Annotated in this window: 19 protein-coding genes; 9 read left to right on the top strand and 10 right to left on the bottom strand. The window is 59.4% G+C overall.

Features of this window, described 5'->3' with window-relative positions; genetic code table 11:
- Nucleotides 1-129: 129 nt before the first annotated feature.
- The 3 genes from adh to AGR1_RS02165 form a co-directional block, all read right to left on the bottom strand.
- Nucleotides 130-1,647, bottom strand: a complete 1,518-nt coding sequence (gene adh / locus AGR1_RS02175) for an aldehyde dehydrogenase (RefSeq protein WP_080790142.1) — start codon at nt 1,645-1,647, stop codon at nt 130-132.
- A gap of 173 nt (nt 1,648-1,820) precedes the next feature.
- Nucleotides 1,821-2,780 carry a helix-turn-helix domain-containing protein gene (locus AGR1_RS02170; protein ID WP_080790139.1) on the bottom strand — a complete coding sequence of 320 codons (960 nt, stop codon included), beginning with the start codon at nt 2,778-2,780 and terminating at the stop codon, nt 1,821-1,823.
- A gap of 107 nt (nt 2,781-2,887) precedes the next feature.
- The gene (locus tag AGR1_RS02165) at nt 2,888-4,969 is read right to left on the bottom strand and encodes a bifunctional diguanylate cyclase/phosphodiesterase (RefSeq protein WP_149146059.1); all 2,082 of its coding nucleotides are present in this window, start codon (nt 4,967-4,969) and stop codon (nt 2,888-2,890) included.
- A 305-nt stretch (nt 4,970-5,274) separates the two neighbouring features.
- Here AGR1_RS02165 and AGR1_RS02160 point away from each other — a divergent pair, with 305 nt between their 5' ends.
- From AGR1_RS02160 to AGR1_RS02140, 5 genes are all read left to right on the top strand, one after another.
- Nucleotides 5,275-5,883, top strand: a complete 609-nt coding sequence (locus tag AGR1_RS02160; RefSeq protein ID WP_077981585.1) for a 50S ribosomal protein L25/general stress protein Ctc — start codon at nt 5,275-5,277, stop codon at nt 5,881-5,883.
- A 308-nt stretch (nt 5,884-6,191) separates the two neighbouring features.
- Nucleotides 6,192-8,579, top strand: coding sequence for an EAL domain-containing protein (locus tag AGR1_RS02155; protein ID WP_149146058.1), 2,388 nt, complete (start codon nt 6,192-6,194; stop codon nt 8,577-8,579).
- 17 nt (nt 8,580-8,596) lie between these two features.
- The gene (locus AGR1_RS02150; protein WP_149146057.1) at nt 8,597-9,310 is read left to right on the top strand and encodes a transporter substrate-binding domain-containing protein; all 714 of its coding nucleotides are present in this window, start codon (nt 8,597-8,599) and stop codon (nt 9,308-9,310) included.
- 89 nt (nt 9,311-9,399) lie between these two features.
- Nucleotides 9,400-10,116, top strand: a complete 717-nt coding sequence (gene pth, locus AGR1_RS02145) for an aminoacyl-tRNA hydrolase (RefSeq protein ID WP_077981582.1) — start codon at nt 9,400-9,402, stop codon at nt 10,114-10,116.
- A 7-nt stretch (nt 10,117-10,123) separates the two neighbouring features.
- Complete coding sequence (locus AGR1_RS02140; RefSeq protein WP_149146056.1) at nt 10,124-10,576, top strand: GNAT family N-acetyltransferase; 453 nt, start codon at nt 10,124-10,126, stop codon at nt 10,574-10,576.
- A gap of 3 nt (nt 10,577-10,579) precedes the next feature.
- Here the strand turns inward: AGR1_RS02140 and clpS are convergent, their stop codons facing one another.
- Nucleotides 10,580-10,891, bottom strand: a complete 312-nt coding sequence (clpS, locus tag AGR1_RS02135) for an ATP-dependent Clp protease adapter ClpS (protein ID WP_080792764.1) — start codon at nt 10,889-10,891, stop codon at nt 10,580-10,582.
- A 241-nt stretch (nt 10,892-11,132) separates the two neighbouring features.
- Here clpS and ychF point away from each other — a divergent pair, with 241 nt between their 5' ends.
- From ychF to AGR1_RS02120, 3 genes are all read left to right on the top strand, one after another.
- Nucleotides 11,133-12,236 (top strand): redox-regulated ATPase YchF, encoded by a 1,104-nt coding sequence (ychF, locus tag AGR1_RS02130; RefSeq protein WP_149146055.1) that lies wholly within the window; start codon nt 11,133-11,135, stop codon nt 12,234-12,236.
- A 195-nt stretch (nt 12,237-12,431) separates the two neighbouring features.
- The gene (locus AGR1_RS02125; RefSeq protein WP_080790123.1) at nt 12,432-12,905 is read left to right on the top strand and encodes a MaoC family dehydratase; all 474 of its coding nucleotides are present in this window, start codon (nt 12,432-12,434) and stop codon (nt 12,903-12,905) included.
- On the top strand, nt 12,902-13,369 hold the full coding sequence (locus AGR1_RS02120; protein WP_080790120.1) for a MaoC family dehydratase: 468 nt from the start codon (nt 12,902-12,904) through the stop codon (nt 13,367-13,369). Before AGR1_RS02125 ends, AGR1_RS02120 begins: the two co-directional genes overlap by 4 nt.
- Before the next feature lie 44 nt (nt 13,370-13,413).
- Here AGR1_RS02120 and AGR1_RS02115 read toward each other — a convergent pair whose 3' ends face one another.
- The 4 genes from AGR1_RS02115 to petA form a co-directional block, all read right to left on the bottom strand.
- The gene (locus tag AGR1_RS02115; RefSeq protein ID WP_077981577.1) at nt 13,414-13,956 is read right to left on the bottom strand and encodes an adenine phosphoribosyltransferase; all 543 of its coding nucleotides are present in this window, start codon (nt 13,954-13,956) and stop codon (nt 13,414-13,416) included.
- Nucleotides 13,957-14,195: 239 nt separating this feature from the next.
- Nucleotides 14,196-15,107 (bottom strand): cytochrome c1, encoded by a 912-nt coding sequence (locus tag AGR1_RS02110; protein ID WP_149146054.1) that lies wholly within the window; start codon nt 15,105-15,107, stop codon nt 14,196-14,198.
- 22 nt (nt 15,108-15,129) lie between these two features.
- On the bottom strand, nt 15,130-16,452 hold the full coding sequence (locus AGR1_RS02105; RefSeq protein WP_077981576.1) for a cytochrome b N-terminal domain-containing protein: 1,323 nt from the start codon (nt 16,450-16,452) through the stop codon (nt 15,130-15,132).
- 14 nt (nt 16,453-16,466) lie between these two features.
- Nucleotides 16,467-17,045, bottom strand: a complete 579-nt coding sequence (gene petA, locus AGR1_RS02100; protein ID WP_035220195.1) for a ubiquinol-cytochrome c reductase iron-sulfur subunit — start codon at nt 17,043-17,045, stop codon at nt 16,467-16,469.
- Between the two features lie 309 nt (nt 17,046-17,354).
- Here petA and AGR1_RS02095 point away from each other — a divergent pair, with 309 nt between their 5' ends.
- On the top strand, nt 17,355-18,287 hold the full coding sequence (locus tag AGR1_RS02095) for an endonuclease/exonuclease/phosphatase family protein (RefSeq protein WP_149146053.1): 933 nt from the start codon (nt 17,355-17,357) through the stop codon (nt 18,285-18,287).
- Nucleotides 18,288-18,296: 9 nt separating this feature from the next.
- Here the strand turns inward: AGR1_RS02095 and AGR1_RS02090 are convergent, their stop codons facing one another.
- Together AGR1_RS02090 and AGR1_RS02085 are read right to left on the bottom strand one after the other, a co-directional pair.
- Entirely contained in the window at nt 18,297-20,165 is a 1,869-nt protein-coding gene (locus AGR1_RS02090; RefSeq protein WP_149147260.1) for an ABC transporter ATP-binding protein, read from the bottom strand.
- Nucleotides 20,166-20,289: 124 nt separating this feature from the next.
- Complete coding sequence (locus AGR1_RS02085) at nt 20,290-22,140, bottom strand: ABC transporter ATP-binding protein (RefSeq protein WP_149146052.1); 1,851 nt, start codon at nt 22,138-22,140, stop codon at nt 20,290-20,292.
- Between the last annotated feature and the right edge of the window lie 239 nt (nt 22,141-22,379).

Genomic DNA, 22,379 nt, shown 5'->3' with positions numbered 1-22,379 from the left:
GCAACGAAAAAAGGCCGGAGGCAGAACCTCCGGCCTTTCTGTTTGAAGCCGGGCTCCCAGGGGCCGAAGCCCCTGGGAACACGCCGGCGATCTGGCGCCACAGCCCCTCGCCGGCTTCCGGGGAGGACCTCAGAAGAAACCAACCTTGTTCGGGCTGTAGGACACGAGCAGGTTCTTGGTCTGCTGGTAGTGATCGAGCATCATCTTGTGGGTCTCGCGACCGATGCCCGACTGCTTGTAGCCGCCAAAGGCAGCGCCCGCCGGATAGACGTGATAGCAGTTCGTCCACACACGGCCCGCTTCGATGCCACGCCCGGCCCGATAAGCGATGTTCGTGTCGCGGCTCCACACACCTGCGCCCAGACCGTAAACCGTGTCATTGGCGATTTCGAGCGCTTCTTCCACCGTCTTGAAGGTGGTGACGGAGACAACCGGCCCGAAGATTTCCTCCTGGAAAATCCGCATCTTGTTATTGCCCTCGAAGACGGTCGGCTGGATGTAATAGCCATCCTTCAGATCGCCCGTGAGCGTCTTGCGGTCGCCGCCGGTCAAAACCCTGGCGCCTTCCTTCTTGCCGATTTCGAGATAGCTCATGATCTTGTCGAACTGTTCCTGCGAGGCCTGTGCGCCCAGCATGGTCGACGGGTTGAGCGGATCGTCCTGGCTGATTGCCTGAACGCGCTTGATCGCCTTTTCCATGAAGCGGTCATAGATCGATTCATGCACCAGCGCGCGAGAGGGGCATGTGCAAACTTCGCCCTGGTTCAGCGCGAAGAAGGCGAAACCTTCGAGCGCCTTGTCGAGGAAGGCATCGTCCTCATTCATCACATCGGCGAAGAAGATGTTCGGCGACTTGCCGCCAAGCTCCAGCGTGATGTTGGTGACGTTGTCGGCCGCATAACGCATGATTTCCTTGCCGACCGAGGTGGAGCCGGTAAAAGCGATCTTGGCGATGCGGTTGCTCTGCGCCAGCGGCTTGCCGGCTTCAAGGCCCGTGCCGTTGACGATGTTGAGAACGCCGGGCGGCAACAGATCTTCGATCAGTTCCATCACGACAAGAATGGAGGCGGGCGTCTGTTCCGCAGGCTTCAGCACCACGCAATTGCCGGCGGCAAGCGCCGGCGCAAGCTTCCACGCGGCCATCAGGATCGGGAAGTTCCACGGAATGATCTGACCGACAACACCGAGCGGCTCATGGAAATGATAGGCGACGGTATCGTTGTCGATCTCGCCAATCGTGCCTTCCTGAGCGCGGATGCAGCCCGCGAAATAACGGAAGTGGTCAACGGCGAGCGGAATATCCGCATTGGTGGTTTCACGCAGCGGCTTGCCGTTGTCCCAGGTCTCAGCCCGGGCGATGAGATCGAGATTGTCTTCGATCCGCTGGGCGATCTTGAGCAGGATGTTGGAGCGCTCGGTTATGCTGGTCTTACCCCATTTGTCGCGGGCCTTGTGCGCTGCGTCGAGCGCGAACTCGATGTCGGACGCATCCGAGCGCGGCACTTCGCAGATCTTGTGGCCGGTGACCGGCGAAAGATTATCCATGTAGCGACCGGACTTTGGCTCCACCCACTTGCCGCCAATGTAATTGCCGTATTTCAGCTTGAAGGGCGCTTCGCCCGCTTTCTGCTGAACCTGAATGTTCATGATTTCATCCTCCCTGATGAAAACGATCCGCAGCGGACCGCATGGGAAGAAGGTGGGCCTAGATGATACGGTTCGGTAGAGGGGCGGCGCTGTTCCGCAGCGCACATTGTCTCACATCTGCGACAAAGACGCCGCGATCCGGCATGATTGGCCGGATCGCAACCGCGTGGACCTTAGTGCACGTCGAATTTCTTCATCTTGCGGTGAAGCGTGGCGCGGCTGATGCCGAGCAGTGAGGCCGCCTGCGTGACGTTGCCGTTGGTGCGCGACAAGACGCGGCGAAGCGCCGAACGTTCTGCTTCCGCAAGGTCTGAACCGCTGTCGTGGCGCTGTTCCTGAAGAACATCCGCGGCGGGCAGTCCCTGCGCGATCCGGGCGTCGTCCAGCTTCAGCGCAAGGCGTGCGGCGCGGGTCGCACCCAGCACGAGATCATCCTGATCCACGGCCAGCAGCGAAAGCGCCGCCCCGAAACCGCTCGGCACAACGACGATGCGCGCACCCGGAAAGGCGCGGCGGAAAAGATTGCCTTCGATTCGCTGCGCCGCATCCTTCACCGCCTGCGTGACAAAGGAAAAGGTCATCTCGTTGATGTCGTCGCGGCAGGTGGAAATATCGAGTGCGCCGGTCACCCGGCCGGTATGGTCACGGATGGGCGCTGTCGTGCAGCAGAGTTCGGTATTCGACGTGAAGAAATGCTGATCGCGGTAGACCACCACCGAGCGCTCATCAACGAGCGCCGTGCCGATGCCATTGGTGCCGACGCTCGCTTCGCTCCAGACCGCCCCGGACCAGAGACCAAGCGCCCGGAAATCACGATCATCGCCCGAGGCGCCGCGCCGCTCCAGCGCAACGCCCTGCGCGTCGGTCAAAAGCAGGCAGCAGCCGGATTTGCCGACGCTTTGGAAAATGCGGTCGAGTTCATCCGTACTTTCGGCAATCAGGCCAGCCGCACTTTCACGGGCGCGACGGAATTCAACCTCGCTGAGAAAGATCGGCTTGCGGTTTTCCTCCGGTGCAAGACGATGCTTGACCATGCACCGCTGCCACGAGGCGACAATCGGAGAACTTGCGGCGGCGGAACGGTGGCGCGCGGTCTCATACACGCGTTCCGCATGGGCGATGTCTGTCGGCATACGCTCCTCCCAAAGCTTTTGTGCGATGGTGCGCTGGAAGCGGACATGTTTCAACAAAAAATTTCGAGACTGGCCTTGCCGGGCGCAAGCGTGGCTGCGCCAGACTGTCAGACGGCCTTGAAATAACGCCGGCCGGCAGTCACTTCCGTTTCATCCTCGGACGAGAGGAACGTATCGTCCACGAGATTGGCGATGGAGGTCAGCGGTCCGGGCTTTCCGAAAAAGAAGCCCTGAACCTGCAGGCAGCCTTCACGCCGCAGGAACTCGATATGGGCCTTGGTTTCGACCCCTTCCGCAAGCACCGGAATATTGAGGCTGTGCGCCAGGATGAGCGTCGAGCGAACGATCGCCTCCGACTGCACGTTGGTCGAGAGGCCGTCAATGAAGGCGCGGTCGATCTTGATCTTATCGAAGGGGAAGCTCTGCAGGGTCGAAAGCGAGGAGTAACCCGTGCCGTAATCGTCCATGGCGATCTTGACGCCGAGCGCCTTGAGTTTGCGGATGGTGACGAGCGCGTGGCGATGATCGGCTATGATGCTGCCTTCGGTGATTTCAAGCTCCAGCCTTTCCGGCGCAAGCCCCGTTTCGGCAAGAATTCTCTCAACCTTGTCGGGGAAATCATTGTCAGCAAGCTGCTGCGGCGCGACGTTGACGGCAATGGCGAGCGACTTCTTCCACCGCGCGGCCTGCGCGCAGGCTTCTCTGAGTACCCATTCACCCAGTTCGACGATGAAGCCGGTCTGTTCGGCAATCGGAATGAATTCGACGGGAGAGATCATGCCGCGTTCCGGATGCTTCCAGCGCAAGAGCGCCTCGAAACCCACAATGCTGCCACTCTTGGTGTCGTTCTGCTGCTGGTAATAAAGCTCGAACTCGTTATTGGCGAGGCCGCTGCGCATGGCGATGGCAAGCGCATTGCGCTCACGCGCGGCCTCATCCATGGATTTGTCGTAGAAGCAGATCCTGTCCGAAATGCCGCTTTTTGCCCGGTACATGGCAACATCCGCCTGCGCCATCAGGGTATCGGCATCGATGGAGCCGGTATTGCGAACCGATATGCCGACACTTGCGCCGACCGAAAATGTCTGCCCGTTCCATTCAACCGGCCTGCTGATTTGCTCGATCAATCGCTGGGCGAATTCCGCGCCGTCGGCGCGGGTGTAATAGGAATGGGTCATCGCCACGAATTCATCGCCGCCCATGCGCGCCAGGAACTCTCCGGTCTTCAACACGGAACTCGCGCGGTCGGCGATGGCGCGCAGCACAGCGTCACCCGCCGCATGGCCATGCACGTCATTGATTTCCTTGAAACGGTCGAGATCGATCGACAGAAGCGCGGTATGCGCGCCCAGCGAGATATGGCGCGTGCGGCGGTTGAGATGTTCGATGAATGCCGCGCGGTTGGGAATACCCGTCAGCGGATCGTGCAATGAAAGATGACGATAACGCGCGACCGCCTGCTGGGTTGACTGGGCGTCGATGACATAGGTGGAAAGCCCGAGCGCCAGAAGCAGCAGCGTCACGGCGATTGCGCCCCCGCCCATGATGGCTGGCGGCAGCAGATTTTCCGGAATGACGATGCGCGGATCGAAGGCGAAAGACATCGAGGCCATGCCGGTATAGTGCATCGAGGCAATGGCCAGGATGAGAAACGCCACCGCACCATACTGGCAGAAGCGGTTGAGAGGCCGGGCAATGCGATTAACCGCAATGGCGCCCAGCACCGCCCCCAATATCAATGAGGCGATGACATAGGCCTGATTCCAGAAGATTATGCCCTGAACATTATAGGCCGCCATGCCGGTGTAATGCATGGCCGCGATGCCGAGGCCGAGGATGATTCCACCGGCTTCCACCAGCACGCTGCGCCCGCCATAGGCGGAAATGCCGAAGCCGGCAGTCGTTGTGGTAATGGCGATCAGAAGCGACAGCCCGGTCAGATAAGGATCATACCCCACGTCACCGGCCGCGACGTAGCCCAGCATCGCCACGAAATGGGTGGTCCATATCGCCGCCCCGCCATTGACGCCCGCCAGGAACAGCCAGTTGACCTTCTGCACGCCCGTCGCCAGACGCGCTTTCGAAAAAAGGCGCATCGAAACGAAACTGCCCAGCATGCAGACGAAGACTGCTGCGGCAGTGTATCGATAGTCGTGATCTATGGTGAGGCACTCGAGAACTTTGAGCATTGTCATCTACGCAATTGGAATTTTGCATAGCCTTATCATTCGCCAAGTTTTCACCGGGTTTATGTGCATGGATAAGTATATATTAAAGGTTGCAACAAGCGGGTGAATTAGTAAATACTAATAAAATTATTAAGCGACGCCCGTGAAAAATGCGCGCTCTTGTCTTTATGTCCCGTTTGTATTATAGCGCCCGCACCCGTGTAGACACCCTTGGAGGCAACGCGGGTGGGATGGTGCTTGTACCTCCCCAGTTCAGGCCGCTTCGTTCGGCATGAACTCTCCATATAACCTCGAAAGGAATTGCCATGAGCAAAGAATCGTATGAGCTCAAGGCCGAGGCGCGCGAACGAGTTGGTAAGGGGTCCTCTCGTGAACTTCGCCGCAACGGTTTGATTCCCGCTGTCATCTACGGTGACAAGCAGGCCCCCATTTCTATCGCGCTCTCGACCAACGAAGTCACCAAGCGTATCCACGCTGGCGGTTTCATGACGACGGTTGCGACGATCGACGTCGACGGCAAGAAGATCAAGGTTCTCCCGAAGGATTACCAGCTTGATCCGGTCCGCGACTTCACCATGCATGTCGACTTCCTGCGCGTTTCGGGCAACACGCTCGTCAACGTTGAAGTTCCGGTTCACTTCGAAAACGAAGAAAAGTCGGACATCAAGATCGGCGGCGTTCTGAACATCGTTCGCCACACCGTGGAATTCCACTGCCCGGCCAACGACATTCCGGAATTCATCACGGTCGATCTCGCTGGTCTGAAGATCGGCGACAGCGTCCACATTTCGAATGTGAAGCTGCCGAAGAACATCACGCCGGTCATCGCCGACCGTGACTTCACGATCGCAACGATCGTTGCTCCGGCTGCTGGCGTCGCTGAAGAAACGACCGAAGAAGCTTCCGAGGAATAATCGGCGGCCGCAAGGCCGGACGACCTTGAAGACAGCTTTGAAAAATTAGGCCCGTTCCGTATTCGGAACGGGCCTTTTAGTTTTCATGAACTTTAAAACCAGAAAGCTCGCCATCCTCACCTGATACGGAATCCGTTTCAGTGTCGATTAACACTTCCATGAAACGATACCCTCGCGCTGTCGTGGAACACCGGTCGGCCTGAGGAAATGCGTGGTGAAACGGGCTTTCGCCGGAAACCCTGCAAAACCCTCCCGGCGGACGAAACGCGGCGCAGCAAGTTTGGGGCAAAGGGTAGCTGCAATTTAACATGGCTCATTCCGTCGAAAGCCGCTTTATCGCGATAGTTTCCGGCGCACTTCTTACAGTGGTCGCCCCGCTCTTCACGCTTTTGCTGACGCTGTCCTATCACGAAGCCATTCGCAGCCAGCGTAACCACCTTGAGATTCTGCTATCGACCAATGCGCAGGCACTTGGACGACCACTGTGGGACCTTGATGACGACACCATAAACCAGATTACCGGAACGCTCATTTCCGACCCCGTGATCAGGATGGTCGAGGTCAGGGATACGTCCGGCCAACTCGATGTCATCCAGACAGCCGGCAGCGACATCATTCAGGATGCTGCCTCGACGACGCGCGAAGTAACCTACAAGACCACAAAGGGCTCCGTCACCGTCGGGCAACTGACGATCTATTACGACAATGTCAGCCTTATGACCTCTTTGAGCCGCATCGAACTGGCTTTCATCACGATTTTCATCCTCGCCGTCCTCACTATCGTTCTCGCCGCCATCGCCGGCAACCGCTTCATGGTCATCCGTCCGCTGATGCGGCTTGCGGCGGCAATAGAGGCGACGCGGCGTCTCGGCTCGCGCCATCACGTCGACTGGCGTTCGAAGGACGAAATCGGCAGGCTGGCGAAAAGCTTCAACGAAATGCAGTCCCAGCTCGAAAAGGAAGAGCTGGAGATCAAGAACGCACACGAGCGCAAGACGGAGATCTACAACCGCACGCCCGCCATGCTGTTTTCGCTCGACAGGCACAACCGCATTGCCGCCGTCAGCGACTATTGGGTGCAGGCGACGGGCTACGATCGTTCCCGGATACTCGGCCTGAACTTCGCCGATCTCATCCATCCCGATGACAGGATTCTGTTCCAGCAGCGCAAGACGGCGCATCCCTTGCCCGATGCCTCGCATAGCGGCATTACCGTGCGTTTCCATTGCATGGATGACGGCGTCATGGACGCTCTCATCCTCGAAAAGTCTCTTGATTCCGGTGATGCGGCCCATCAGAGCATCTGCCTCTGCGTCATGACCGACGTAACCGAACTGCGCCAGTCGGAAAAGCGTAACCGACAGCAGGCCATTTCAGACCACCTGACCGGCCTTTTCAACCGGCAGGGCTTCGAGGCGATTCTCGACGTGCAGATCCGCGATGCGGATCGCAATGGCAGCGAGTTGGCCTGCCTGTTCATCGACCTCGACCGGTTCAAGGCGATCAACGACAATCTCGGCCATGCCGCGGGCGACGCCGTACTCAAACAATTCACGCTGAAGCTCGAGCCCATGCTGACGCCGCTGGACAGCGCATCGCGGCTTGGCGGCGACGAATTCGCCATTCTTCTGGCCGGCGACAAGGTGGAAGAGCGCGCCCTGCAATTCTGCGAGCGCATCTGCGCCATGCTGGACACGCCTTTCGAGATTGAAAGCAACAGCATCCGCCTCAGCGCCAGTATCGGTATGGCGGTCTATCCCCTGCACGCCGCCAGCGCCTCCGAGCTTCTGCAGAATGCCGACATGGCGATGTATACCCGCAAGCGCACGGGCAAGAACGGGTCGCAGGTCTTCGACAGTTCGATCATGGACCGGGCGCGCGAACATGCGGAGCTGGAGCGGGATATCGCGCAGGCGCTTTCCGAAGACTGGTTCGAGGCCTATTTCCAGCCGATAGAAAACCTCGCCACCGGCCAGACGGCGGGTTTCGAGGCGCTGCTGCGTCTCAACCACCCGGACAAGGGCCTGCTTTCCCCGGCCGCGATCGTCAGCCTTGCGGAAGAAAACGGCACTATCCATCGTATCGGCAATGTCATTCTCGATCAGTCGATCGCCAATCTCGCCAGACTGTCGCGCCTGCCGGGCATGGAACAGACCTATGTGGCGGTGAATTTCTCACCGCTGCAATTCGAACCGGGATTGCCGACCCGCATCGCCGGCGTTCTGCACCGCCACGGCATTCTTCCGAAACGGCTGGTCATCGAGATCACCGAAGCCGTTATCATGAAGGACGATCCGCAAATCCGGGCGATCCTCAACGCCATCCACCAGCTGGGCTGCCGCATCGCGCTGGATGATTTCGGCACGGGTTATTCCTCGCTCAGCTATCTCAGCCGCTTTCCGGTCGATATCGTCAAAATTGACCAGTCCTTCACCCGCTCGATCTGCGATGACACGGTGGAAATCAGCCAGCGAAACCGCATGCTTGTCGAAGGCATCGCCGCCATCTCGCACAAGATGAACTGCACCGTCATTGCCGAGGGCGTGGAGACGGAGGAGCAGAAGGACCTGCTTACCGATATGGGCGCGGACTTCGGGCAGGGTTATCACTTTGCGCGCCCGCAGCCGGTCCAAAAGCTGATCGTCGCACTCGATGCGGCGGCCGGGCAAAGCCGCATAGCGGCACGACAAGCGTGAACCCGGTGGAGGCAGCGATGCGATGGATCCGCCTTTGTCTGATCTTTCTTGCTCTTGCCACGCCGGCCAGCGCAGCCAAGCTGTTCCTGACCACCGAGATCTATCCGCCCTATAATCTGCAGGCCAGCGACGGCAGCGTGCGGGGTGTCTATTTCGACCAGCTCAGAACCGTGCTCGAGGACACCGGCACCAGCTACGAAGTCGCCGTCATGCCCTGGGCAAGGGCCATCGCACTGGCCAGAACGCAGGCCATGCACTGCGTCTTCGCCGCTGCGAGAACGCCGGAGCGGGAGAAGCAGTTCAAATGGGTCACGCCGATCCATATCGACCGCAACATTCTCGTGGCGCGCCGCGACGCGAATATCGAAGCCTCCAGCCTCGAGGACGCGAGGAAATATCGGGTGGGAACCCAGCGTGGAGACTACACCGAAGCGCTTCTCGAAAAGCTCGGTTTCCCGCAGGTGGATGTCGGCGCGGATTTCGAGATCACGCTTCACAAGCTGAAAGCCGGCCGCATCGACCTGATGCCCATGTCGGAGAGCACCTTCAAAAGCCTGCCCGCCGACACGTTCCGGGAAGTGATAACGCTCAGCCGACAACAGCTTGGCCTGGCCTGCAACAAAAGCGTACCCGACGAGGTGATCGCAAAATTGCAGGCCCGGCTGGACAGGTTGATCGCCGATGGAACACAGCAGCGAATATTCGACCGCTACAATCTCGTCAGCCCCTGAACCCATCCGAAACTCCATAAAAAGATTGACAGCCGGCGGTTTTCGGGGTGGTGACAACAGCATCATCAGGCAAAACGCGGACATGCCCCATGAAGATCATCGCAGGACTTGGTAATCCCGGCGCGCAATATGCGGGAAACCGTCACAATATCGGCTTCATGGCCGTCGATGCGCTGCAGCGCCTGCCGTCCTTTGCGCCCTGGTCGAAAAAATTCAAGGCGGAGATTTCCGAAGGCGAGATCGGCGGTGAAAAGGTTCTGCTCATGAAGCCGCTGACCTATATGAACCTTTCGGGTGAGTCCGTCGGCGAGGCCATGCGCTTCTTCAAGCTTGCGCCGGCGGACATCATCGCCATCCATGATGAGCTGGACTTGCCGGCCGGCCGCGCCCGTATCAAGACGGGCGGCGGCCATGGCGGTCATAACGGCCTGAAATCGCTCGACGCCCATTGCGGCAAGGACTATCGCCGCCTGCGCCTCGGCATCGGCCATCCCGGTGACAAGGAGCGGGTGCACAGCCATGTGCTCGGCGATTTCGCCAAGGCAGACCGGGTCTGGCTCGATCCGCTTCTGGACGCCATTGCCGACAATGCCGCCATGCTGGTGAAAGCCGAGGATTCGCAGCTGATGAACAAGCTGGCGCTGGCTACAGGCAGCAAGCCGGAGTCCGAAAAACCGGCCAAGGCAGCCAAACCCGCCGCACAGTCCCATATCCATCAGGCACGCAACAGCGCCCAGCCGAAAAAGCTGCCCGAAACCGGCCCGATGGCCGAAATGCTGAAGCGTATGTTCAGCAAGAAGGACTAGATCGCGAATGTCTTCGAAGCCCATCGTCCTGCGCGCAGCCGGAGCCGGCGATCTAGCCGGTTTGCTTGAACTGTACCGGGCGCTCAATCCGTCCGACCCTGAAATGACGGCTGAAGAAGCGAGCACGGCTTTCGCGGCCATGCTCGCCCAGCCCGGCCTGACCGTGTTTCTTGCGACCGAAGGCGAAGAAGCGGTCGCCACCGCCACGCTCCAGATCGTGCCGAACCTGACGCGCGCCGCCCGCTCCTATGCCCTTATTGAAAACGTGGTGACGCTGGAAAACCGTCGCGGCCATGGATATGGTCGCGCGGTGGTGTGCCATGCCGTCGAGGCCGCTTTTGCAGCGAACTGCTACAAGGTGATGCTACTGACCGGGCGACAACGCCCGGAGGTCCATGCATTTTACGAAAGCTGTGGCTTCGTGCAGAACAAGACGGGTTTCCAGAAAAGGCAGGATTAACGCTCACTCCTCCGGCTCGGTGGTGAACATCAGCGGAAATCCCGCCTCCTTGCCGAGATCAGTCGCTTCCTTGGCCTTGGTCTCGGCGATATCGCGCTCGCAGACAACGACGACCGCACTTCCGAAGCGGTGCGCCGTCATCATCACCCGGTGGCCGGCTTCCTCGCTCATGCGGAAAACAGATTTCAACACCACGGTAACGAACTCACGCGGCGTATAGTCGTCATTCAGCAGAATGACCTTGTAGAGCTTCGGCCGCTCCAGCTTCGGTTTGACTTTCGGTTTCGGTTTGAGATCGACAGGACTGTCACTCATCATGGTCGCTCGTGCCTGTCGCTCATCGCGGTTGTTCATGGGAAAACCCCGTTGATGACGAAAGATCGGTCGCTTGACCCGCTTATATTGCGCCGCAACCGCGGCATCGGCAACCCTGCCCGAAATTCCGCACCATTAAAGGGGCTTTGCCCGCACAAATCCGCCCGCGGGCTTGACCTTGCCCTGCCGTTTCCGCAAAAGGCTCCTCAACGAATTCTTTCAAACGGACAGGTTTCAAGCCATGGGCTTCAAATGCGGTATCGTTGGATTGCCAAATGTCGGCAAGTCCACTCTCTTCAACGCGCTGACGAAAACGGCAGCGGCGCAGGCGGCCAACTATCCCTTCTGCACCATCGAGCCGAATACCGGCGAAGTGGCGGTTCCGGATGCGCGCATGAAAATCCTCGCCGACATTGCCGGCTCGAAGGAAATCATCCCCACCCGTATCTCCTTCGTGGATATTGCCGGCCTGGTGCGCGGTGCATCGAAGGGCGAAGGCCTCGGCAACCAGTTCCTCGCCAATATCCGCGAAGTGGACGCCGTGGTTCACGTTCTGCGCTGCTTCGAGGATGATGACATCACCCACGTCGAAGGCCGCATCAACCCCGTGGCCGACGCCGAAACCATCGAGACCGAGCTGATGCTCTCCGATCTCGAAAGCCTTGAGCGCCGCACGGAACAGACCCGCAAGCGCGCCACCGGCAAGGACAAGGAATCCGTGGCGCAGCTGCCGCTGATGGAAGCTTCGCTGAAGCTTCTGAACAAAGGCAAACCGGTCCGCACCCTGCTCTCCACGCTGGATGCCGAGGAGCTGCGCATCCTTCAGGGCCTCAACCTCCTGACCGCGCATCCGGTCCTCTACGTCTGCAACGTTGCCGAAAGCGACGCCGTCGACGGCAACGAACACACGAAAGCCGTTGCCGAAATGGCGAAGGCCCAGGGAGCCGAATCCGTCGTCATCTCCGCGGCGATCGAATCCGAAGTCGCGCAGCTTCCCGATGAAGAAGCGAAGGAGTTCCTTTCGGCCCTCGGCCTCGAAGAAGCAGGCCTCGACCGCCTGATCCGCGCTGGCTACAAGCTGCTCGATCTCATCACCTATTTCACCGTCGGCCCGAAGGAATGCCGCGCCTGGACGATTGAGCGGGGCACCAAGGCCCCGCAGGCCGCCGGCGTCATCCACTCCGATTTCGAACGCGGCTTCATCCGCGCCAACACCATCGCTTACAACGACTATGTCGCCTTCAAGGGCGAAGTCGGTGCGAAGGAAGCCGGCAAGGCTCGCGACGAAGGCAAGGAATATGTGGTTCAGGACGGCGACGTCATCCACTTCCGTTTCAATACCTGATCTGGGTTCAGGTGAGGACGGTCGGGGCGTAGTCGCCCGGACATCGCGGCACGGTTTCTTCTCCCCGCCAGGGAGAAGAAACAAGTAGTACCCGCTCGCCCCATTACTCCGCAGCGCATCCCCGATTTGACCTTTACGTAAAGGGAAAAATCATTTTAGATGCAGCCGATATTGACTGTGCGAAGGGAGGACGCCATGACGCCGGTCGCGACTTATGCCTATGAGGATTTTCCCGTCGGACAGGAATTTCCCCTTGGACCGCAATCGATTTCCGCAGAGCAGATCGTTGCTTTTGCGAGTGAATTCGACCCCCAACCCATGCACCTGTCCGAAGAGGCCGGACGCCAGAGCATTCTCGGCGGGCTAGCGGCTTCCGGCTGGCACACTTGCAGCCTGCTGATGCGGATGATGGCCGACAGCTACATTTCGAACTCGACCTCGGAGGGCAGCCCCGGCATCGATTTCGTTGACTGGAAAAAACCGGTTTTGGCGGGCGATACGCTTGCGGGAAAATCCATTGTGCTGGAACAGCGGCCCTCCGCGTCCCGCCCCGGCATCGGCCTCGTGAAACTACGCCACGAGCTTTATAACCAACACGGCGTTCTGGTATCGCACGGCGAAAACACCGTCATGTTCCGCATGCGCGACAATGGGGGCGCGGCAGCATGAAACTGGCAGAACTTTCTCCGATCGGCGAACGCGTCACCCTCGATACGCTGCATTTCTCCGCCGAAGACATCATCCGTTTCGCCCGCAATTTCGATCCGCAGCCCTTTCATCTCGACGCGGAAGCCGCAAAGAACAGCGTTTTCGGCGGTCTCTGCGCTTCCGGATGGCACACAGGTGCCGGCTGGATGAAAAGCTTCCTCTCCCACTGGGCCAAGGAGGTGAAGAGGCTGAAACTGCAGGGCCTTGAGCCGCCCAAACTCGGCCCCTCGCCCGGCTTTCGAGAACTGAAATGGAAAAAACCGGTCTTTGCCGGAGACGATGTCACCTATTTCGTGACCCTGCTCGACACCCGAGCGCTGGAATCCAGAGCCGGCGTCTGGCTGAACACTACATTTAACGAGGGCGTCAACCAGTCGGGAGAAACGGTGCTGACCTTCCGGAGCGGGGTTCTGGAGTTCGAATAGAATGAGCGCCGGGGCAATAGCGTCACCATTGCCCCGTTACCATCTCAATGGCCGGAAAATTCCACCAGCGTCCGCACCTCGACACCAAGGTTTTCCAGCTTCTTGCGGCCGCCGAGATCGGGTAGATCGATGACGAAGCAGGCGGAAACGATCTCCGCGCCCATCTGCCGCAACAGCTTGACCGCACCTTCAGCGGTGCCGCCCGTGGCAATCAGGTCGTCGACCAGAATGACCTTTTCACCCGGCTGTACCGCATCCACATGCATTTCCATTTCGTCCACGCCGTATTCAAGGCTGTAGGCGACGCGGACAGTGGTGTGCGGCAGCTTGCCCTTCTTGCGAATGGGCACGAAACCGGCCGATAGCTGATGCGCCACCGCCCCTCCCAGAATGAAGCCGCGTGCTTCCATGCCGGCGATCTTGTCGATCTTCGTACCCGCATAGGGCTGCACGAGTTCATCGACGGCGCGGCGAAAGGCGCGCGGGTTGCCGAGCAATGTCGTGATGTCGCGGAAGATGATGCCCGGCTTCGGATAGTCGGGAATGGAACGGATGGCAGCGGAAAGCTCCGAAGCGATAACGGTCATGGTATTTCCAATTGAGATAAGGGAAATGGATCAGAAGGTTCAGGCCACCCTATCAACTTGGCGGCTGCGGACCAACTAAAAAGGACCCGCGCTCATTCCCTGGCATTGCTGTGACCGGGCTCCGGCCCTGCGGCATCTCTCAGCCGGGCAACCGATGCTTGCGGTTATCACCAGCACCCATGAAAAGGCCCCCACGAAAGATCGTGGGGGCCAATGACTGACAGGCACCTGGATATCGATCAATATTCCTTGTTGGCGTAGACCGATTTCTTGGTGAGATAGATCAGCGCCGTAAAGATGAACAGGAACACCATGACCATGAAGCCGGTGCGCTTGCGCTCTTCCAGATGTGGTTCTGCGGTCCACATCAGGAACGCCGCAACATCCTTGGAATATTGGTCCACGGTCTGCGGCGCGCCGTCGTCATACGTCACCTGATCGGCGCTGATTGGCGGCGCCATCTTCAAGGAGGTGGCGCCGACGAAATACGGGTTGAAGTGGGTGCCTTCAGGCACCGTGTAGTCCGAACCATCCGTGTTTTTAATGCCGGCCGGCGCGTCCTGATAACCAGTCAGCAGCGCGTGGATGTAATCCGGTCCGCCTTCCTGATAACCGCCGATGATCGGGATCATGTCGATGATGAATTGCGGGAAACCGCGCTCTACGCCGCGCGCCTTGGCGAGCAGCGACATGTCCGGCGGGGCCGCCCCGCCATTTGCGGCCGCCGCCGCCTCATGGTTCGGGAAAGGCGAAGGGAAATGATCGGAAGGTACGGCCTTGCGATTATACATTTCACCATCGGCGTTCGGCCCGTCCTGCACTTCGTACTCAGCCGCGAAAGCCTTCACCTGGTCTTCCGAATAACCGAGGTCACCCAGCGTGCGGAAGGAAACCAGGTTCATGGAATGGCAGGCGGAGCAGACTTCCTTGTAGACCTTCAGACCGCGCTGCAGCTGGCCCTTGTCATATTTCCCGAAGGGACCGGCAAAAGACCAGCTCTGTTCCTCGGGCTTGATGATCGGGAAGTGGTTGCCGGCGATAGCATGCGTGGCCTGTGCGGCGAGATCATGGCTCTCTTCCGCCGCCGAAACGACGGTGACGGAACAGCCGATGGCGGCGAAAAGCGCGATGCTTGTTACAAGCTTCTTCATTGTCGTCATCCTTCCTTCGCGCTCAGACTTCGGCAGCCGCAGATGCGGCACCCGTCTTGGCGGCGTTCTTTTCGAGAACGGCCTCGGTAATCGAATTCGGAATACGCCGGGGCGTTTCGACCAGACCGAGGATCGGCATGATGACGAGGAAGAAACCGAAGTAATAAAGCGTGCCGAGCTGAGAATAGCCGACATAATTGCCTTTCAGATCGCCGGTGAGCAGGCCGATCAGGCCCGTTCCTTCCGCCGGGCGCGAACCCAGCCAGCCGAGCATGATGGCATTCACCACGAAGACCCAGAAGAACATCTTGTACCAGGGACGATAGACGGCGGAGCGAACCTTCGACGTATCGAGCCAGGGCAGGAAGAACAGCACGACGATCGCGCCGAACATCACGAGAACGCCGCCAAGCTTGGAATCGATGACCCAGATGTTGAAGGTGATGGCGCGCAGCATGGCGTAGAACGGCAGGAAGTACCATTCCGGAACGATATGCGCCGGCGTCTTCAGCGGATCTGCCATGATGTAGTTGTCGGGGTGGCCGAGGAAGTTCGGCATATAGAAGACGAACCAGGCATAACCGATCAGGAACACGGAAACGCCGAGCGCATCCTTCAGCGTCGCATAAGGCGTGAAGGGAACCGTGTCGGTCTTGCTCTTGACTTCAACGCCGGTCGGGTTGGTCTGACCGGTGACGTGCAGCGCCCAGATGTGCAGGATAACGACGCCTGCGATCATGAAGGGCAGCAGATAATGAAGCGCAAAGAAGCGGTTCAGCGTCGGCTGGTCAACGGCAAAGCCGCCAAGCAGGAACTGCTGGATCCATTCGCCGATGGCGGGGAATGCCGTGAAGAAGCCGGTGATGACGGTCGCGCCCCAGAAGGACATCTGGCCCCAGGGCAGAACGTAACCCATGAAGCCCGTCGCCATCATCAGCAGGAAGATCACGCAGCCGAGAATCCAGAGGATTTCGCGCGGCGCCTTGTAGGAGCCGTAATACAGGCCACGGGCAATGTGCAGGTAAACCGCGATGAAGAAGAACGACGCACCGTTGGCATGCATGTAGCGCAGCAGCCAGCCATGGTTGACGTCGCGCATGATCTTTTCGACGGAATTAAACGCGACCGTCGTTTCGGCCGCGTAATGCATGGCCAGCACGACGCCGGTGAGGATCTGCACGATGAGCATGACGGAAAGCATCGCGCCGAACGTATAGGCGTAGTTCAGGTTACGCGGGACAGGGTAGGCAACGAAGCTGTCATAGATCATGCGCGGCAAGGGAAGCCGCGAATCGATCCACCTCTCGATGCCGGTGGACGGCTGATAACTGGAATGACCACTCATGAATATCTGTCCCCTTATCCGATCTTGATCACGGTATCGGATGTGAATGCAAATGTCGGGATGGCGAGGTTCTGCGGCGCCGGACCCTTACGTATGCGGCCCGCCGTATCGTAGTGCGAGCCATGGCAGGGACAGAACCACCCGCCGAAATCGCCGGCCTGGCCAAGCGGAACACAACCGAGATGGGTACAGGAACCGACCATGACGATCCAGTTTTCCTTGCCCTGGCCGGCGGAGCGGTCGATATCCGTCGCCTGTGCATCGGCAGCAATGTTGGCGTTGCGCGCCACGGGATCCTTCAGATCGCCGAGAGCGACAGCCTTGGCTTCCTCGATTTCCTTCTCCGTGCGGTTGCGGATGAAAATCGGCTTGCCGCGCCACTTCACGGTGAGCGACATGCCCGGCTCGACGGCCGCGACATCCACCTCGATCGAGGCAAGCGCCAGTGTCGATGCATCGGGACGCATCTGGTCAATAAAAGGCCATGCTACTGCGGCGGCACCAACGGCGCCCGCCATTCCCGTCACTAGATAAAGAAAATCGCGACGGGTCGGTTCACCCGAAGCGTCGTGATTGGTTACGTGCTCGCTCACCGCTACACCATCCTCTGCGCTGTTTTTGCCGTAAATCGCATGAGTCCTCCCGCTAAGATTTGATCCAGGACAAACTCCGTCCCATCGTCCTGGACACAACTGCGGCATCAAGAAACCGCTTCACTCTGTGTGATCGCAAAATATTGACCGACTTGGCAAGAGCAAAGCACACAAAGCTGCCGTAATTCTGCCCGAAGCGCCCGATTTGCTTCTCATTTTTTCGCCGCCTCTGGCAGTCGGGCAACATTGTGCACCCAATGGCGCCATGTTAGGAGACTTCAAGGGAGAGCACGGAAAGCAGGGATTCGGATGACGGCGAAGCTCTCTTGCATGGTCTCCACGGCAGTGGCTGCCGTTCTAGTCATCGCCAGCCTGCGCTACCTCACCGATTTCTGGCTTCTCGCCTTCGTCACCAGCTTTCAGCTCCATATCGCCATCGTCTGTATCTTGCTGTCATGCCTCATGTTCTGGCTGACGCGCGATGCGGTTTCGGCGCTCCTCGTGGTCTGGTCGCTTGCGCTCGCCATCCATGCCATTGCCATGCTTCTGGAATTCTCCACATCCGCCGCCCCCGCGCCGGGCGCCAAGCCCTTCCGGCTGCTGTCCTTCAACGTGCTGATGGACAATGCCGCCAATGCCGATGCAATCGCCGACAAAATTCTCGAATCGGGCGCGGATGCAGTCTATCTCTTCGAAGCGGCGGCGCTTGAATCGGCCCTGCCGCGACTGCAGCAAACCTATCCGCACAGGCTTGGCTGTTACGCCGGCACGCCCGGATGCGATCTGGTCATCCTGTCAAAAAGACCATTGCTGGAAGGTCGTTTCCACAGCCTCAGCGATCTTCGGCGGGATCGGTTCGCCATAGCCCATATCGACCTCGACGGCACGGAACTGACGCTCGCCGCCGGGCATATCACCAAGCCCTATTTCGACGATTATCATCGCGACGAACTCGACGAAGTGAGCGAAATTCTCTTTCGTGTCACCGGGCCGCTCATTCTGGCCGGAGATTTCAATTCGGCCAGCATCGCGCCTGACATGCGCGCTTTCCTCGCCGCCAACGATCTGAAGAAAGCGACCTTCGAACCCGCCACATGGCCGACGGAGGCCGGTCGCTTCGGCATCGCCATCGACCACATCTTCGCCCGCGAACCGGCGACGCTGATGAAAACCACCCGTCTGCCCGACAGCCTCGGCTCCAATCACTTTGGACTGGTGGCGGATTTCATGATCGGGAAATAGCCGAAGGCCCTATTGTGCCGCTTCGTCCGCGGCAAGAAAACCGCCCGACTGCCGCGCCCAGAGTTCCGAATAAAGACCGCCCTGCATGACCAGATCGGAATGGCTGCCCTCCTCCACGATGCGCCCCTGATCCATCACGATCAGCCGGTCAAGAGCAGCAATCGTCGACAGGCGGTGGGCAATGGCCAGCACCGTCTTGCCCTGCATCAGCTCATTCAGATTGCTCTGGATCGCCGCCTCCACCTCCGAATCGAGCGCCGACGTCGCCTCATCGAGCACGAGGATCGGTGCGTCCTTCAGCATCACGCGGGCGATTGCAATGCGCTGGCGCTGGCCGCCGGACAATTTCACGCCGCGTTCGCCCACATGTGCATCGAACCCCTTGCGACCGCGCTGATCCTCTAGCCTGGCGATGAAATCATCCGCCTTGGCGCGCCGCGTCGCCTCCTGCAATTGTGCTTCGGTGGCGTCGGTGCGGCCGAACAGGATGTTGTCGCGAATGGAGCGATGCAGCAGCGACGTATCCTGCGTGACCATGCCGATATGGGCGCGCAGCGATTCCTGCGTCACCCTGGCGATATCCTGCCCGTCGATCAGGATACGGCCTTTTTCGACATCGTAAAAACGCAAAAGCAGATTGACGAGGGTGGATTTTCCCGCCCCGGAGCGTCCGACGATGCCCACCTTCTCGCCCGCCCGGATATCGAGATTGAGATGGTCGATGACGCCGTTCGCGCGCCCGTAGTGGAAACTGACATTCTCGAAACGGATGCCCGGCTTCTTCACCTCCAGCACCGTCGCCTCCGGCGCATCGACGAGACCGATCGGCTGCGAAATCAACTCGGCGGCATTCTGCACCGTGCCGAAATTGCGCATGATGCCGTTAAACTGCGTCATCAGCCGCCCGAGCAGGAAGTTGAGGCGCAGCACCAGCGCCAGCGTGAAGGCGACAGCGCCGGAACTGATCTTGCCGGAAAGCCACAGATCGGTGCAGAGCGCGGCCATGGAAGTGATCATCACGCCGGACAGAAGCGCCATGGAGGCGCGCACGCCGGTGATGAAGCGCGTGAACGTCATGGTCGCATGCTGGAAAATGTCGAAGCCCTGCCGCATATAGCGGTCATTGGCGTCGTCGCGCCCGAACAGCCGCAGCGTCTGGATATTGCTATAGGCGTCCACCATGCGGCCGGAAAGCATCGAGGCGGCTTCCGCCGTTTCCTTGGAGTGGTGACGGATGCGCGGCACGAAATACCGCGCCAGCAGCGAGAATATCCCCACCCAGACAATGACGATGACCGCAAGCCGCCAGTCGAGCCCGCCAATCAGGAACAGCATGGACACGGAATAAATGCCGACGAACCACACGCTTTCCATCAGCGACGTGACGAGATCGCCCGCCGCCTGCCCGCCTGACCAGACCTTCGTGACGATGCGGCCGGAAAAATCGTTCTGGAAAAAGGTCAGCGATTGCCGCGCCACATGCATATAGGATTGCCAGCGCACCAGATTGTAAAAACCGGGCGTGATGATCTGCTGATCCACCAGCGCGGTCACCATGGTGACGACAAAACGCACGACGCCGATCAGCACCAGCATGCCCACCAGTTCGCCGCCATGGGCCGCAAGCAGCCCCGCCCAGCCCTCTTCCGGCTTCACCGTCGAGAGAATATCAACGAGCCGGCCGACGAACCAGAACAGTGCCGCCTCGATGGCCGCCGTCAAACCGCCCAGCACCAGCATGGCGAAAAACGGTGCCTTGGCCTGCGAGATATAAAACCAGATGAAGGCGAACGTGCTTTCGGGCGGCCGCAAATCGTCCTTGCGGGCGAAGGGCTTTATCCAGTTCTCGAAATACTCGAAGATGCGGGTAATGACCATGGTCCGGATATAGGCGGATTCCCGGAACGGGAACAGCCGCGAAGGCTTCGGGAAGAGATTATATTTCGGTAACATTCGAGGAATGAAAAAGGGCGGGGAATGTTCCTCGCCCTTTCGCTTTTGCTTACTCCGCGGCCACTTCCGCCTCGTGGTCGGCGATGAAACCGCCGGACTGGCGCCGCCACAGATCGGCATAGATGCCGCCCATTGCCGCCAGTTCCGCATGGCTGCCCGCTTCCACGATCCGGCCCTTGTCGAGGATGATGAGCCGGTCCATTTCAGTCAGCGTCGAAAGGCGGTGGGCAATCGCGATCACCGTCTTGCCTTCCATCAGCGAGAAGAGGTTTTCCTGAATTGCCGCCTCGACTTCGGAGTCGAGCGCCGAAGTCGCCTCGTCCAGCACCAGAATCGGCGCGTTCTTCAGGAAGACGCGGGCGATTGCGATACGCTGGCGCTGGCCGCCGGATAGCTTCACGCCGCGTTCGCCCACCTGCGCATCGAGGCCCTGACGACCATGCATGTCGACAAGCGTTGCGATGAAGTCCCAGGCATTCGCCCGCTTCGCCGCCGCGATCACCTGCTCGTCCGTGGCTTCGGGATGACCGTAAGCGATGTTGTCGCGGATCGAGCGGTGCAGCAGCGAGGTATCCTGCGTCACGACGCCGATCAGTTCGCGCAGGCTGTCCTGCGAGACCTTGGAGATGTCCTGCCCGTCGATGGTTATCCGGCCGCCCTCCAGATCATAGAAGCGCAGAAGCAGGTTCATCAGCGTCGTCTTGCCCGCGCCCGAACGCCCGACCAGACCGACCTTTTCGCCCGGCTTGATGTCGAGCGTCAGCCCGTCGATCACGCCCTTGTTCTTGCCATAGTGGAAGCGGACGTTGTCGTAACGGATGGCGCCCTGCGGTGCGGCAAGCTCAGGTGCCTTCGGAACGTCGACAATGTCATGCGGCTTCGTCATCATCGACATGCCGTCATAGACCGTGCCGATATTCTCGAACAGCGAGGTGACTTCCCACATGATCCACTGCGACATGCCGTTGACGCGCATGGCAAGGCTGATGGCAATGGCGACCGAGCCGGCCGTCACCGAACCCTGCATCCAGAAATAGAGACCGAGTGTGGCCGTGGAAAACAGCACGACCGCATTGTTAAGGTCGATCAGGATATTGAAGCCGGAAATCTTGCGCATCTGGCGGTGAACGGTTCCGAGAAACACGTTCATGCCCTCACGCGCATATCTTTCCTCGCGGCCCGCATGGGAAAACAGCTTGATCGTCGAGATATTGGTGTAGCTGTCGACGATCCGCCCCGTCATCATGGAGCGCGCATCGGCCTGCTCCTGCGCAAGCCGGCCAAGCTTCGGCACGAAATAGGCAAGAATGCACATATAGATGCCGAGCCAGACCAGCAGGGGAATGACCAGCCGCCAGTCTGCCGCCGCGACCATGAACAGCATCGAAACGACGAAGCTGATGGCGTAGACGAACACGTCGATCACCTTCAACGCCACTTCGCGGATCGCCAGCGCCGTCTGCATCACCTTGGTCGAAACCCGGCCGGCAAACTCGTTGGCGAAAAAGTTCATCGAGTGGCGCAGCAGGAAACGATGCATTTTCCAGCGTGCGATCATGCCGAAATTGCCGGCAAGCGTCTGGTGCATCGTCATGGTGTGAACCGCGCCCATCAGCGGCAGCACGATAAGCACCAGCCCGGCCATGCCGATCAGATGCCAGCCCTCATCGGCAAAAAACGTCTCGCGATTGGCCGTGGACAACCAGTCGACGATATTGCCGAGGAATTTGTAAAGCATGGCTTCGGCAATGGCGATGCCCATGGACATCAGGCCGAGCAGCAGCAACCACGGCCAGGCGGGCTTCACATAATGCCACAGGAACGGCAAAAGCTTCTGTGGCGCCACTGACGGCGCCGAAGCGGGAAAAGGATCAAGGCGTTTTTCAAACCAGCCAAACATAGGCCAAGCTCCGGCAATCAATCGCTCCATCGTGACATGGTGAGCGGACACAAATATGGCTCACGACGGAACGGAAAAGTCTTTCGATATGGCCGCAACAGCCACATGGTGAATCAAACTATGGGAAACGCGGCCAAGCCGCGGAGGTATCACCTAAGCCAGCAGACGAACCGCTGGAGCCTGGAGGCGAATACGAATGTCATTTGGCATGAGAACCTCCCTTGGCTGGTGTTGAAGAT

This window comes from Agrobacterium sp. B1(2019), from assembly GCF_008274755.1.
GTDB classification, from domain to species: domain Bacteria; phylum Pseudomonadota; class Alphaproteobacteria; order Rhizobiales; family Rhizobiaceae; genus Agrobacterium; species Agrobacterium salinitolerans.
This window is presented reverse-complemented; position numbering and strand designations above follow the sequence as displayed.